The organism is Heyndrickxia faecalis (assembly GCF_040267745.1).
In the GTDB taxonomy this organism is placed as follows: domain Bacteria; phylum Bacillota; class Bacilli; order Bacillales; family Bacillaceae_C; genus Weizmannia; species Weizmannia faecalis.
Window position 1 is genome coordinate 991,633 of sequence record NZ_CP158453.1, and the last position, 13,485, is coordinate 1,005,117.

The window sequence follows — 13,485 nt, forward strand, 5'->3', positions numbered from 1 at the left end:
AGCAGATAACAGGGCTGGAATATTTTGTTCATTTTATAAAACGGCAAAAATTTTGATTTCCTGACTGAATCCAGCGATTCGCAAATGGTTTGAGGAGAAATATAGGATTCCGTCAGCATCCGCTTTGAGGAGGATGGCGGCAGGGTCGTATACGTGGTCTACAAAAGGCTTGGCGCCACGCAAAGTGCCAGGCCTTTTATTTACAATTTTTTCAATACAAATTATACTGAAAATACGACTTTATACATAAAAGAAGGATTACTTTCATGAATAAACCGGCATTTTTAAAACTAAGCATCTCCATGGTGATTTTTGGTTCAATCGGATTTTTCTCTAAGTATACGGGCCTGCCCGCACTGGAACTCGTTTTCGTCCGCTGTGTGAGTGCTTCAGCGATCTTAGCCGTTTACTGGCTTGCGACCGGCCAGTACAAAAAAGAGCGCTGGAGTATAAAAGAGATGCTCTTTATTTTAGGCGGAGGTGTTACGCTTGTCATCAACTGGCTTTTCTTGTTTTTGGCGTTTGAAAAAACTTCTGTCACCGCCGCGATTTCCATTTACAATACAGCTCCGCTCATTGTGCTTGTTGCAGGCTGGACGCTGTTCCGGGAAAAATTCCAATGGGGCGGACTGCTTGCCACTTTGGCGGCCTTTATCGGCACCATCATGATTACCGTAACAGCTTCCTCTGCGTTCAGCCACGTTCTCCTGGTTGGGTCGGTTTACGCATTTTGTGCGGCGATTTTTTATGCAGGTACAGTGATGATCGGCACAAGGATCAAACAGGCAAGTCCATACCTCGTCACGTTTCTGCAAACATTCATCGGGGTCATCATGCTGGCGCCTTTTGTCGACTTTTCAAAATACACTGGGCTCACTCCCGAAAACTGGACATTCAGCTTGCTGACAGGTGTCATCCATACCGGTATCGTGTATTTGCTGTTTTATGGCAGCATCCGATTTTTGCGCACGTCCGTCATCTCAGCCCTTTCTTATCTTGATCCGTGCGTTGCCATTTTGCTTGATATTTTCATCACTGGTTTCGCACCGTCCTATATGCAGGCAGCCGGCATCGCCATCATCTTTTTAGCTGTCTCCTATACAGTAAGAAAAAACAGCCAGGAAGACCCGGCAGCACAAAGACAAGTATAAATTGGCTTTCTTATCCGCAGTTTTATCTAGGAGATGGGAACGGTTATTTTTTTTTGCTGTTGGTTAGATTGTTTATGGCAGCAAAAATTCGGCAGCACTTTTTCATATGGCCGAGCTACACATCTGTTTTTGCCATCTCAACCGACGCCCGCAATCGCGGCACTTTTTCATATGGCCGAGCTGCACCATCATTTTACCGGTCACAATACATGTTCTTTATCCTCTGCAGCTCCGCTTCTTTCCCATTCTTTTAAAAGAGTGCGTTTATGGGACCCCGCATATTGCTGTTGCATTTCGCTTTCACGCCGTCCATTTGGGATACCTATTGATTGCCAAAAATAGAAGGCTTCCACTTTTTTTAATCTCTAAAAAATCTGCAAAAAGGGTTGACGAGCTGAATAAAAAATACTAATATAGAGATATTTAATTTTTGAAATGTTAGAAATCCATACAATATTAGCAACCGCTTCAATTAAGTTGAAGTTTCATTCAGCTAAAAAATGACAATTCAGGGAGGTATGACCGTTGAATCAGACGATCGGACATCAGTTGGACAGGCTGTCAGTAGGAAAAGTGCAAAAACGGGCAACCGCGGTAATTGGAATGGGATTATTTTTCGAGTTTTTTGAGTTATTTCTTGCAGGTGTGCTCTCCAGTGTATTAGGTGAAGAATTTCATGTCTCGGCTTCGCTCATGCCTTTGCTGCTGGGCTCCAGCTTTTTGGGGATGTTTATCGGGGCTATTTTCCTTTGCCATATTGCGGACCGTTACGGCAGAAAGCGGGCGTTTATGCTCAATATCGGCATTTATAGTCTTTTTACTATTTTCATTGCCTTTAGCCCGAATGTCGGCACGGTCATTTTTTTCCGGTTCCTGGCAGGAATGGGCCTGGGCGCGCAGCCGGCGTTATGTGATACATATTTAAGCGAATTGATTCCGTCGGTAAAACGCGGGAAATATATTGCCTGGGCGTATACGCTTGGTTTTCTCGCCGTTCCTGTTGAAGGATTTCTTTCCCGTGTCCTTGTACCTTTAAGCCCAATGGGATTGGATGGATGGAGATGGGTGTTCCTGCTTGGGGCGGCAGGGGGTGTTTTCGTCTTGATAGCGGCGCGGTCGCTTCCGGAGTCTCCGCGCTGGCTTGCCACAAAAGGAAGAATGCAGGAAGCAGTTGCATTACTGGAGAGATTTCAGGAAGGAAAGAAAGAGGCCGGGATGGTTTCAAAATTGCAATCTGAGCCTGCAGATCAAACGCCAAAGGGAAGTACTTTGAGTGCGGTCTTTCAAAAAAGATTATGGAAAAGTACGGTCATGCTTTACATTTTTCAAATTTTCCAAACGATTGGCTACTACGGCTTTGGGACGCTCGCACCGCTTGTACTCGCATCAAAGGGCTACACCGTCACGCATTCACTGGAGTATATTGCCTTGTCATTTATCGGCTACCCGCTCGGATCATTACTTTCTGTTCCGCTTATCGAAAAAATGGACCGTAAATGGCTGGTGTGCTTTTCCGCTGTTTGTATGGGTGTATTTGGCGTTTTATTTGGGATCGGCGGCTCGCCTTTTCTGGTCATTGTATTTGGATTTGCCTATACACTTTGCAGCAATATCTTTTCAAATGCTTTCCACGTACTGCAGGCGGAAATCTTTCCAACTGAAATCCGTGCGAGTGCTACCGGAATGGCATACAGCATCAGCCGCATTATGAGCGGCCTCATGCCGTTTATGCTGCTCCCGGTACTGGAAAATGAAGGTGCAACAGCGATGTTTATTATTGTTGCAATAGCAATGCTGATTGTCGTATTGGATATCGCACTACTGGCGCCAAAAACGACAGGACGTTCACTCGAAAATATAGAGAGTCTATCTGAACCGCAACTTTTTGGAAAAAACAGGGTTCACCTTTAAAATGAAAAAGAATATACAGGCAAGCAGAATATTGATGGCTGGAAAAGTGATCAGACATTTACCAAAAGAAAGCCTCATACAAAGGGGCCCTATCCGATAACAATTGAAAGAAGGGCTCGCTTTGAGAAATCAGTCAATATTTAATACTTTATCACTTAGTGAAAAATTCAAGTGGTTTTTCTTAGGGCAAACAGTCTCTTTATTCGGAAGTGCGATGACTCCTGTTTCTCTTGCTTTTGCAATTCTTAAAGTTAAGCAGGGCCAACATCTATTGGGGTATATACTGGCGGCTGCGGTTCTCCCTAATATTTTGATGCTGGTTATCGGTGGCAGTATTGCTGATCGTTACAGACGAGATAAATTAATACGCCTAAGTAACCTCGGTTCCGGATGTTCTCAAATGGGGATTGCCATTATCGTCCTTGCAGGCGGAAATCCATATACGATTTTCCCATTGGCAATTATAAATGGTATATTAGGAGCCTTTACTTCCCCTGCAATGCGAGGTATTATCCCTGAATTGGTGGAAAGTATGTGTAAAATTTTACTCGAGGGGGCAAATGAGTGAAAAAAAATGGGAAGACACTCTATCATCTAAATGTACACCTTGAATGAACATCTAGAGAGAGGTCTTCCCATGGATATTATATCAATAATTGCTGGATTATTAAAGGATACAAAAAGTCTTATGGAATTTGAAGAACAAATTAAAATTCTGATGCAGAAGGTTTTTACACAATGGGTTGGGGATGTATTTGAGGAGTTAGATAAAACAATTAAACAAAAGAAGTTGGAGGAAGGCTGGGAGTACTGCCGTAGTGATAACAGAAGCGTTCAGTTTCTATTTGGAAGTGTGACTTTTAAACGTTCATTAATGCGTGATAAGAGAGGGAACTCACATTATCCCTTGGATGAATGCTTGGGGCTGGTACCCCACCGGAGATATAGCCCGTTAGTGGAATGAAAGGTGGCAGAGTTGGCAAGTGAGAACACCTATCGGGAGGTGGCGAATATTTTAAAAGAATGGACAGCCGTGAGTCTTAGTCATACAACTGTAGGGGAAATGGTGAAACGCGTAGGAAAAACGCAGGTGGAAGCCGACAAGGCCCTTGTAGAAGAGATGGAAATAGCTGCTTCACTGCCTGATGGGAAGAAGGTAGACTACCTGTTTTCCGAAGCAGATGGCGTATTCATCCGGGGACTGGAAAAGAAACAGGGTATGGAAGTCCGCCATGCCATTCTCTATGAAGGTTGGGAAACCAATGGAAAAAGGGTCTCCCTGCGTCAGCCCACAGTCATCATGACGACGGAAGACATTCAGACATTTTGGGATGAAGTCCAAGCCACAGCTGCCAACACCTATTCCCTCGAAAAAGCGCAAGTCATTACAAACAGTGATGGAGGTGCTGGGTACACAGCTGAACGGTTTCAAACAGCATTCTCACAGTCGGAAATTCCGGTGCTCAACCAGCTGGATACCTACCACGTTGCACAAGCCATCATAAGGACATTTGGGGGCGGAAAGAGCGAGATCAAGGAGCAAATTAGAAAAGCGATTAGAACGCATGACCTGGACCAATTCACGTTATATTTGGATACGCACGAAAGCACCTTGACGGATAAAAAGGCTCTCAAGAAAATCAAGGAATTCCGTTCGTATATCTTGAAAAACTGGGACCGCATTTTTGACTGGAGAGACGGGGTGAAAAACGTGCCGGAAGGTGCGAGAGGCCTAGGAGCGATGGAATCGAATCAAAGGCATATCTCCTTCAGGATGAAAAAAAGGGGCATGCATTGGAGTGAACTTGGCGCAGAAGCCATGGTGAAAATCAAACAAGGCATACTCAATGGGACATTGAGAGAAGCCTATCTGAAACACCGTTCAAGAAGCGAGAGAAAGCAACGGAACTTGAAACAATCCATCAGGATGTCTCAACATCCCCGTTATCCATCTTTATACGGAAATATTACATCTTTTCCGAAAATTACACCGAGCAAGTAAAGCACGGTAGCCGAAAGTGTACAAAAAGAGTGTCTTGGAATACCCGATATTTAAACCTTGTCGAGAAAAACTTGACACATACCAGTGATCCAGTCCATTTTTCTTTTTACCCTTTTTAGTGTAAAATAGTTTATATAAAAACAGTTTATAAATGAACTACTTCTTAAAGGTGTGAGTAAAATGGACTTAAACTATGATGACCCAAAAGTGAAGCAAGCCATGGAGATTTATCAATTATTAACGGCTATTGGCAAATTTACAGCTAAATTAGCGAAAAAGAATGCGGAAAATTTTGGCTTGTCTCTCCAACAACTATCCATCCTTAATACTTTACTCGCTTTTCCTGAATCCACACAGCAAGAGCTGGCAGAAAGGCTTGTATTATCAAAGAGTACAATAAGTGTTGGTATTGATAAATTGGTTAATATGGGTCTAATAGAAAGGAAACTCTCAACAGAAGATCGAAGAGAAGTAAAGCTACAGTTAACATTGAAAGGGGAGGAATTGGCAAAGAAATCAAGTAAGAACGCAATTCCTTATCAAGCGATGCTTTAAGCAATAGAAAAAATGCCTGAAGAAGATATTCAGTCTTTACTTCGTATACAGCAGGAACTTTTAAATCACCTTAATGAATATGGTTACTAAGTTATTGTCAGGCATTACTTGTGAAATTGGAAATAAGCACTACCGTGGCAATTAAAACAATAAATGAATAAGTGTATAGCTTAAAGAGAAAATCGTTGAAAAGGGGAAATCAAATGAGTACAACCAGTACAACCACTAAGAAAAGAAGAACCATTAGACTTAAAAAGGTGTCACGAGCATTAGCTGTTATGATAGGCGCTTTTATAGCAGCATATGGACTCGAAACGGTATTGATCCCAAATAATGTATCGGACGGTGGGGTAACAGGCCTAAGTATCGTGGGTTCTCAATTATCTGGATTGCCCCTGGGACTTCTGATTGTAGTAATAAATATTCCGTTTGTATTTTTAGGGTATAAACAAATTGGTAAAAGCTTTGCTATTTATTCAATGATAGGTATTGCCTCACTAGCTATTGGTACAAGACTTATGCGTCCCCTGCCTGCTATTATTCAAGGTGATACAATGATAATAACCGTTGTTGGGGGTATTATTATCGGATTTGGAATGGGGTTGGCGTTACGGAATGGCGGTGCATTAGACGGGATTGATATGTTAGCGGTACTACTTTCTCGAAAATTGCCTTTTGGGTCAAGTGACCTCATCTTATTTTTAAACATGTTTGTTTTTATTATTGTCGCCATAGTATTTGGCCTCCAAGGAGCAATTCTTTCTGCAATTGTCTACTTTATTGCTTCCAAAGTCATTCATATTGTTGAAGAAGGGTTAAGCGGTTCTAAAACCTTTAAAATTATCACCGATCAACCAGAATTAATGGTTGAAACCATACGTGACCGCTTGGGACGTAGTGCAACGTATAACCTGGTTGAAGGCGGTTATTCAAACGAACAATTCAAAGAAATTACATGTGTCATTAACCGATTAGAGGATAGCAAAATAAAAGAAATTATTTATGAAATTGATAAGCATGCTTTTGTAACTGTGTACGATGTTTCAGAAGTGAGGGGTGGTAACTTCAAAAAACGAAACATACATTAATTTAAATATTATCACCGATTGTCATCGTATCTTCTTGTTTCAATTGGTAATATCCTGTGCTTTTTTAGATTTAAAAAACTTAAAAAGAATATGCTGATGATATAAGAGAAAAATTGGGAAGGGGTGTTGCTTTTGCAAATGATATTGGAAAATCAGTTGAAGCATCTAATCATGACACATGCTTCGACCGTGAGCCAAGCCGTGAATATTAATCGACATGGTCGTCACCCCGGTTTTTCTTATCCGGTTCTCAAAGATTTAAGCATACTTACATTTTTCAATCCTGTAGTCTAATGGATCCAAAAATAAACCCCAAAATTAAGCCGTTAAAAATGGGGGATGTCTAAAAGATGTTTTTACCTAGAACATTACCCGCAATGTTGGCAACATCAGCGATTCCCACGGTCAATTTGGAAAGTCATGAACTTGAAACTAGGCAATATATACAGATTTAAAGCGATGGAAATCCTTCTCGAAGGCACGAAATACGATTGATTAAAAAGTGATGTTTTGTTTACGGCGGTACCTCTTAAGCCTTCGGGTTTGAAGGGTAAACATTTTATTTTGGCTGCTTTTCTGCGTGCTAAGTCTTTTCTTTTCATTCACTTAGTGAAAACCCAAGATTGCTTTTTCAACCGCTTTGGCTAATGCTTTTTTGAAAATGAGTATTCCAACAGACAGGTAAAATAAACTAGGAACGATGAGAAAAATAAAGTCACTCATTGAAGAAGTTATGATGCTCGTGTTGCTAACCATTATATCTTTTACCTGAATCCGTGACGAAAATCTAACAAACATCGGTAATAGGTAGTTTTCCCAAGTGTGGATTTCTAGATATAACTGATTATTCATAAAATATATCTTTGTAACTTTGGTAGGTAAATTTTTTCCTATTTCATTTATTTTAGGTACGAAAAATAAACCTGCAAATTTCCATTTTTTTGCAAGTTTTCTGGTTTGTTTCGGCTTTTCTTCTTATCGCTTATTACCCTGGTTGTCTAGTAAAAGGCATCGTATAAGCGAGCAAAAGTCGGCAACCATTTGTTGGTCGCCGTCACTTTTAATTTCCATTGCCGACCTTGGTAAACAAGCTTTGAAGCCAGTGTAATCATATTCTGGATGACAGTTCGGATTCTTCTTCGTGTTGCTTTCTTTTTCAATGGTGCATCTTGTTTTTTCAAACTTTCTTGTCCGATCAAACGAAGTAAATTATACGCAAATACACCAAAATGGAGCACAAGGCCATTCGTTTCATATTTGCCCGATGGCAACCGTTCCAGATCCAGTTCTGATTTAATTTCACTGTGAAACTGTTCGCATGTGCCATGGTCATGATAGAGCGCATATTCCGCACGTAAATTTTTCTATTTTGTGATTTTTTTAAAGGAATTTTCTCCTTCTTTGTAGAATTGAATGATTATCTAACTAGAGGAAGATGAGGAAATTTTTATGTCAGATCAAATTTTAACCTTACATGTGGGGCCGTCTCAACTTTTATCTAAACTGTGTGATGAAATAGAACTCGAAAAGACCATTAATAATTTAGTCAAATGGGATTCTGTCCGTTGTCATATCTCACCCGGAACAAGGATTAAAGCCCTTGTCTTAAACATTTTATGCAGTGGCAAGCCCCTTTATAAGGTTCATGAATTCTATCAAAACCTAGATTCTGAGATGCTTTTCGATACATCGATTTCACCCGATCAATTAAATGATGATGCATTAGGAAGAGCATTAGATTACTTGTATAAAGCCGAAGCATGGAAAGTATATTCCACCCTTGCATTAAAAGCATTAAAAAAATTGAATCTTCCTATTGGTGTACTCCATAACGATACAACATCAATTTCTGTTTACGGTGAATATAAACAACCGAAGGAAGATGGACTGCAAATTACGTACGGGTATAGTAAGGCCCATAGGCCTGACTTAAAACAAATCGTTCTGGGGATGGGGGTCACACCTGAACGAATTCCTATTCTTGCAAAAGTAGAAAATGGGAATACTTCGGATAAATCTTGGAATGTGGAATTCATTCAAAAGATGAGAAAAATCCTTTCCCATGAAGATTGGAAAAATCTCATTTATCAAGCCGATTCTGCATTAATCACAACGGAAAATCTAGCGGAAATTCAACAACAAAATTTATCGTTTATTTCCCGTTTACCTGATACATTCGGTTTAAGCACAGAACTAAAGAAAGAGGCATGGTTGCTCAATAACTGGGAAAGGGTAGGCTCACTTAGCAATAAAAAAGACGCAGCTATTTACCAAATTCAAGCTTTTGAAAGACAAATTCAAAACCTTCCTTACCGGTTTCTTGTTGTCCACTCAAACAATTTAGATCAACGAAAAGAGAAAACCCTAAATCGGGCGATCGAAAAGGAAGAAATAAAATTAAAAAAAGAGATAGAAAAACTAAGTAAAGTTATCTTTCATTGTAAAGAGGACGCACTAGAAGCAATTCAATCTTTTAAGAAAAAACAAAAGGCTTCATATTTCTGTTATAAACTAAACGTCCAGATGAGTGATCAACCTATCAAACGAAAAAAGAGAGGAAGACCTAAAAAGGACGAACAGACAAAACGAGAACAAATCTATCAGATACAACTGGAATCGTTTGAAAAAGATCATGATTTTATCGAAAATAAGAAAAGAATGCTCAGCACTTTTGTTTTAATCACAAATAAATTAGACGAGGAGACACTATCCAATCAAGAAGTTTTGAGGGTTTATAAAGGACAGTCGGCCGTTGAGACCCGTTTCCGATTAATCAAAGATTCACAAATGATTGATGCCATTTACTTGAAAACCCCGGAAAGGGTTGAGGCCTTAGGGATTGTGTATGTGATGGCTTTATTAATCTATGGAATTTTAGAATATCGAGTTAGAAAAGAACTGAAAGAAAAGAACCTATCTCTAATCTTGAAAGGAAAAAGGAAACTCTATCAACCCACAGGTCAAGCATTGTTAGAGCAATTAGAAGATATCACCGTGATCCTTATAAATCAAAATCGACAAAAATTAAGGCTCTTACCCGATAATATTGATTCACAAGCCAAAAAAATCATTGAATTATGCGGGTATGATCTATCAATATACGTGTCAAAAAATGTCGAAAACAAAGGCGAATAACACACAACAGGAGGAATTCATGAAAAGAATGTCGAATTCAATAGAACTTTATCGAAAATTCCTCAAAAATAAGAAGATATCATCCCACCAAAATGTTTAAATATAGTTCATTCAAAAATTAAAATGAATTTTATTTAAGACGTGCGAAATGTGGGATAGAGAGAGATCACCACATGAGGCGGCACTTCAAGATCTGTCCAGTAGGTTTCAAATTCATATTCGGGAATCAAAAAAATCTGGCCGTCTCTTGAGATGGTTCTTTCGATCACTTTAAAGACTTTTCGGATGGTTCGTATCTGGTCTTTTAATTGAATGGTTTCGGGGATGGATCCAAGGTAAACCTTCTTTCCTTCCCGTTCTTCACAGCAGATCCCATATTTTTGGGCAATATGAAGCCAGTCTTCTGCTTTTTCCTTACGAGGATTGCGTTTGATAACAAAGCTTGCATGTTCTTCCAAGAAAATGATGAGATTATCCCGGCTGTCATTTCCGGAATCAAGCCTGAAAAGCAATGGCTGATCCGTTAGTCTCCTGGCAGATTGGATGGTTTCCTTGATAAAATTCGGCGTACCTTTTTGGCAGTGGTTATTTCCCTTTCGCATCTCAACATGCAGGCAGTAGCCTTCCTGCCCAATGTAACCGAACATAGGTGCATAACCGTCGCAGCCTTTATAGGTTCTTTCCACTCCTTCTTTTTTTGTTTTGGAGTTATCAAAAGGGGAGACATCCAGATCAACCGGGATATACGGCTTGTCTTTGGCGTAAACTGGGCTAATTTCCGCATTTGTATTGCGGATCAGATTCAGCGATTCTTCATGCAAGATCGCTTTCCATTTTTCCGTCAAGGCAGCTTGGTCCAGTCGCTGCCTTAAAGTCGGGCTGGAAGGAACCCTTTGGATATCCAAAGCCAGTGCAAAAAAGGCATCTTCGCGGAAGGTTTCAATATTGTCATAATCACTTTTTCCTTGGCAAAGCAGGCCAATATAGGATTTGGCTACATCAGCATTGGAACAGACGGGATTTCGGGAAATATCAGGGAGTCGATAGGCATTTAACCTGGAAGCTAAATTCGTTAGATTTAGTAAATTTCCTACTATCTCTAAACCGCTTTGGCAACAATTCGTTCTTTCGTGGCTTCTATCACTAACTTTTTCATTAGATCACCTGAATGTGGAATGAGTTAAATTTAATCCTGAAATATTCATAGCTACAAATCCCATTTGATAAATTTTGTTAAATTAGTTGAAAATAACGGTATTTAATTAAGAACCGTAGCCAATTCATAAAATAACTGAATTTTCAATAGAACAATTCTGGTATTTTGGGCATACTTGCCCCTTGACTGAAAAATTTATTTTTTCAGCTATGAGAAGTATTCTATTGGTCATTCCAATTGTAGCTTTTGAATTCGATTCAGTACATCCCAAAAGAAATTTTGATACACAAAACTCGATGATAGTTTGAAGTAAAGGGATCTGCCTGATTTCACGACTTTACTTGCCGCTTTAATTAACCGAGTACGTATCGTATCAATTTGCATAGTTTTTTGACCTTCCGGAAAACAAAGAGTTCGTAACCAATTGGTCAAATTATATGCAAGAAGTGTTAACATCATTTTTACTTCGTTCACTAGAAAAGCGTGGCTATTCATATGATCAAAGTAAAAGCCATTTTTTGCTTCTTTGATATAGTTTTCCATCGTCCCTCTTTTTTGATAAGCTCGGACGATATCTTGAGGGAAAGCTAATTCAAAGTTAGTAACAAAAAAGGAATGGGTAAAGAACAGCTCACCTGCAGGACGTACCGATTGAATAATCACCCTTCTTGGTTTTGACCATGATTTTGCTTGGTAAATCGTTTCTTCATAATAGGTTTCCGTCTTGGAAACATCTAAAGGTGCGGAAGAAGGATGGTATTCTTTCGCTAAACTTTGTAGTTGTGAATTCGATTTCAACCGAATAATATACAAAACAGATTCTTCTTCACACAGATCGTATAATCCCGGAACAGCAAACCCGCTATCTCCACGAAGAAACAGGGTAGTTTCCGGAAACATTTCGTTATAATGTTTAATGAGAGGCCGAATAAATTCCACCACACCATTTGATGTATAAACATTTCCGGGACGGAGTTGTGCTTTCAAAAAGTCACCAGTCGCACCATCAAAGGCGACTAATGGATGAAAACCCATCGTGCCATAATGAGTATTATATGACGAAGATTCTTGGTCCCCATATGTATCCGAATGAGTCGAATCCAAGTCGATAAATAACTCTTTCGATTGTCGAAAACAATGAATCTTATCAAGCATTTCTTGGTTAGCCAGATTTAATTGTTCAATTGAATCTTTATCAAATCGTGTATAAAAGCGAGACAAACTGGGCTGGGAAGCAAGTGTTGGAGTTTCAATGATTTCCTTAAACACAGGATCATGAGTCAACTGATCAGCCGCATCATCTTCCGCATACCCGGCAATGAGTTGATAGACTTTTTGACGTAACAAGTTTTCATTTGAATGAAGATAATATTTCCTTGAATCGTTAAGTCTCAAGTACTTAACTAAAGTCTTTGAAAAACCAATTTTTTCATCGAATTCTCTAAAAAGAAACTCACCTGTATCGGAGGAAAGAGAACCTCCATCATTTGACAATTTAATTTTATGATTGAAATCAAGTGTTTTTTGCGTTAAAGTAACCATATAAAGAGTCCTTTCTGTTTGGTTTTTGTTTTGGTTACTTTAACTTTAACAGAAATGGATTCTTTTTTCATTTTTTTAATGAATTACAATAAAGCCGAAAAGGCTTGGTAATCCATAAGTTATAATAAGTTTCTGAATTTCTGTGAATAATTCAGATTAATAGATATGCGTATTATACTAGATTTCATGCGAATGGGTTAACGTTAAGTGAAAATTTCGTCACGGATTCAGGTTTTGCTTAAGGTCTTATTAAATTTTCTGACTAATATATAGTAACAAACAAGTGAAAGGGGATTGAACCGTAATGAAGTGGATAAAAGTTTTAATCGGGGTAATAGTCCTCTCCGTTGCAGGGGGAGCCGGCATTGCTGTCGGAATGAATATGAAAGAAGAACGGCCAGTCGTTTATTCAGACCCAGCCGAAACCATTTCTGCGCCAGAAGCAAAAAAAGAGGAACCTGTTGCTTCTTACACAGTTAATAAAGAAGGCGGGCAGAGCAAAACAGCTAATCCAGTCATTCGCGAAACAGAAGGCAAAGTCACTGCGCTGGATAAACAAAGCATTACCGTTTCATTTCCGTTCGGCGGAAGCGAAACATTCAAGTTGACGAATCAAACAGTAGTCGAAGATTTTTCCTTGCCGTTAAAAAAAGGCGTGCTTGTTGAATTGAAGGCGTCAGGAGAAGAAGCGGTAAAAATCGAAACAGAACGGACAATGGATGTGAAAGCTGTTATCGTATCAGACGAAAAAGAATCAATGAAGGTTGAGGCGAATGGCACAACAAAAAGCTTTACAAAGGGGCACTTCTACCGTCTTGACCGGGACGGCTACCGTGGCAGTCTAAAGGGTGTACCAGTCGAATTGGATCTTGATGAACATGATAAAATTTTATCTGCAGAACTTGATGACGAATTTCTTGATGGCTATGATGACTGACCGTGAAA

Annotated in this window: 9 protein-coding genes and 2 pseudogenes; 8 read left to right on the plus strand and 3 right to left on the minus strand. The window is 39.6% G+C overall.

Going from position 1 to position 13,485, the window contains the following annotated elements; genetic code table 11:
* Positions 1–266 precede the first annotated feature (266 nt).
* The 6 genes and pseudogenes from ABR335_RS04580 (at position 267) to ABR335_RS04605 (ending at position 6,707) form a co-directional block, all read left to right on the plus strand.
* Entirely contained in the window at positions 267–1,151 is an 885-nt protein-coding gene (locus ABR335_RS04580) for a DMT family transporter (protein WP_014097399.1), read from the plus strand.
* A 525-nt stretch (positions 1,152–1,676) separates the two neighbouring features.
* Positions 1,677–3,062: an MFS transporter gene (locus ABR335_RS04585; RefSeq protein WP_061087049.1), complete on the plus strand. Its 1,386-nt coding sequence runs from the start codon at positions 1,677–1,679 to the stop codon at positions 3,060–3,062.
* A gap of 121 nt (positions 3,063–3,183) precedes the next feature.
* Positions 3,184–3,630, plus strand: coding sequence for an MFS transporter (locus ABR335_RS04590; RefSeq protein ID WP_014097401.1), 447 nt, complete (start codon positions 3,184–3,186; stop codon positions 3,628–3,630).
* Positions 3,631–3,699: 69 nt separating this feature from the next.
* Positions 3,700–5,064 (plus strand): annotated as a pseudogene (locus ABR335_RS04595) (ISLre2-like element ISBco5 family transposase).
* Positions 5,065–5,244: 180 nt separating this feature from the next.
* Positions 5,245–5,619, plus strand: a complete 375-nt coding sequence (locus tag ABR335_RS04600) for a MarR family winged helix-turn-helix transcriptional regulator (protein WP_014097403.1) — start codon at positions 5,245–5,247, stop codon at positions 5,617–5,619.
* A 203-nt stretch (positions 5,620–5,822) separates the two neighbouring features.
* Entirely contained in the window at positions 5,823–6,707 is an 885-nt protein-coding gene (locus ABR335_RS04605; protein WP_014097404.1) for a YitT family protein, read from the plus strand.
* Positions 6,708–7,705: 998 nt separating this feature from the next.
* Here the strand turns inward: ABR335_RS04605 and ABR335_RS04610 are convergent.
* Positions 7,706–8,047, minus strand: a pseudogene (locus tag ABR335_RS04610) (IS1380 family transposase); the annotation flags it as partial.
* 109 nt (positions 8,048–8,156) lie between these two features.
* On the opposite strand from ABR335_RS04610, the gene ABR335_RS04615 reads away from it, so the two are divergent.
* Positions 8,157–9,842 (plus strand): IS1634 family transposase, encoded by a 1,686-nt coding sequence (locus ABR335_RS04615; RefSeq protein WP_014096930.1) that lies wholly within the window; start codon positions 8,157–8,159, stop codon positions 9,840–9,842.
* A gap of 134 nt (positions 9,843–9,976) precedes the next feature.
* Here the strand turns inward: ABR335_RS04615 and ABR335_RS04620 are convergent, their stop codons facing one another.
* Together ABR335_RS04620 and ABR335_RS04625 are read right to left on the minus strand one after the other, a co-directional pair.
* Positions 9,977–10,939, minus strand: coding sequence for an IS1380 family transposase (locus ABR335_RS04620; protein WP_350346722.1), 963 nt, complete (start codon positions 10,937–10,939; stop codon positions 9,977–9,979).
* Positions 10,940–11,226: 287 nt separating this feature from the next.
* The gene (locus tag ABR335_RS04625; protein WP_017554688.1) at positions 11,227–12,540 is read right to left on the minus strand and encodes an IS1380-like element ISBco1 family transposase; all 1,314 of its coding nucleotides are present in this window, start codon (positions 12,538–12,540) and stop codon (positions 11,227–11,229) included.
* Positions 12,541–12,844: 304 nt separating this feature from the next.
* Between ABR335_RS04625 and ABR335_RS04630 the strand changes: the two genes are divergently transcribed.
* Complete coding sequence (locus ABR335_RS04630) at positions 12,845–13,477, plus strand: DUF5666 domain-containing protein (protein ID WP_014097407.1); 633 nt, start codon at positions 12,845–12,847, stop codon at positions 13,475–13,477.
* The last annotated feature ends 8 nt before the right edge of the window (positions 13,478–13,485 follow it).

What these genes read in the sequence shown, in the direction of transcription:
- ABR335_RS04605 (WP_014097404.1), top strand. Translation starts at nt 5,823, where the DNA reads ATGAGTACAACCAGTACAACCACTAAGAAAAGAAGAACCATTAGACTT.
- ABR335_RS04625 (WP_017554688.1), bottom strand. Translation starts at nt 12,540, where the DNA reads ATGGTTACTTTAACGCAAAAAACACTTGATTTCAATCATAAAATTAAA.
- ABR335_RS04630 (WP_014097407.1), top strand. Translation starts at nt 12,845, where the DNA reads ATGAAGTGGATAAAAGTTTTAATCGGGGTAATAGTCCTCTCCGTTGCA.
- ABR335_RS04615 (WP_014096930.1), top strand. Translation starts at nt 8,157, where the DNA reads ATGTCAGATCAAATTTTAACCTTACATGTGGGGCCGTCTCAACTTTTA.
- ABR335_RS04600 (WP_014097403.1), top strand. Translation starts at nt 5,245, where the DNA reads ATGGACTTAAACTATGATGACCCAAAAGTGAAGCAAGCCATGGAGATT.
- ABR335_RS04580 (WP_014097399.1), top strand. Translation starts at nt 267, where the DNA reads ATGAATAAACCGGCATTTTTAAAACTAAGCATCTCCATGGTGATTTTT.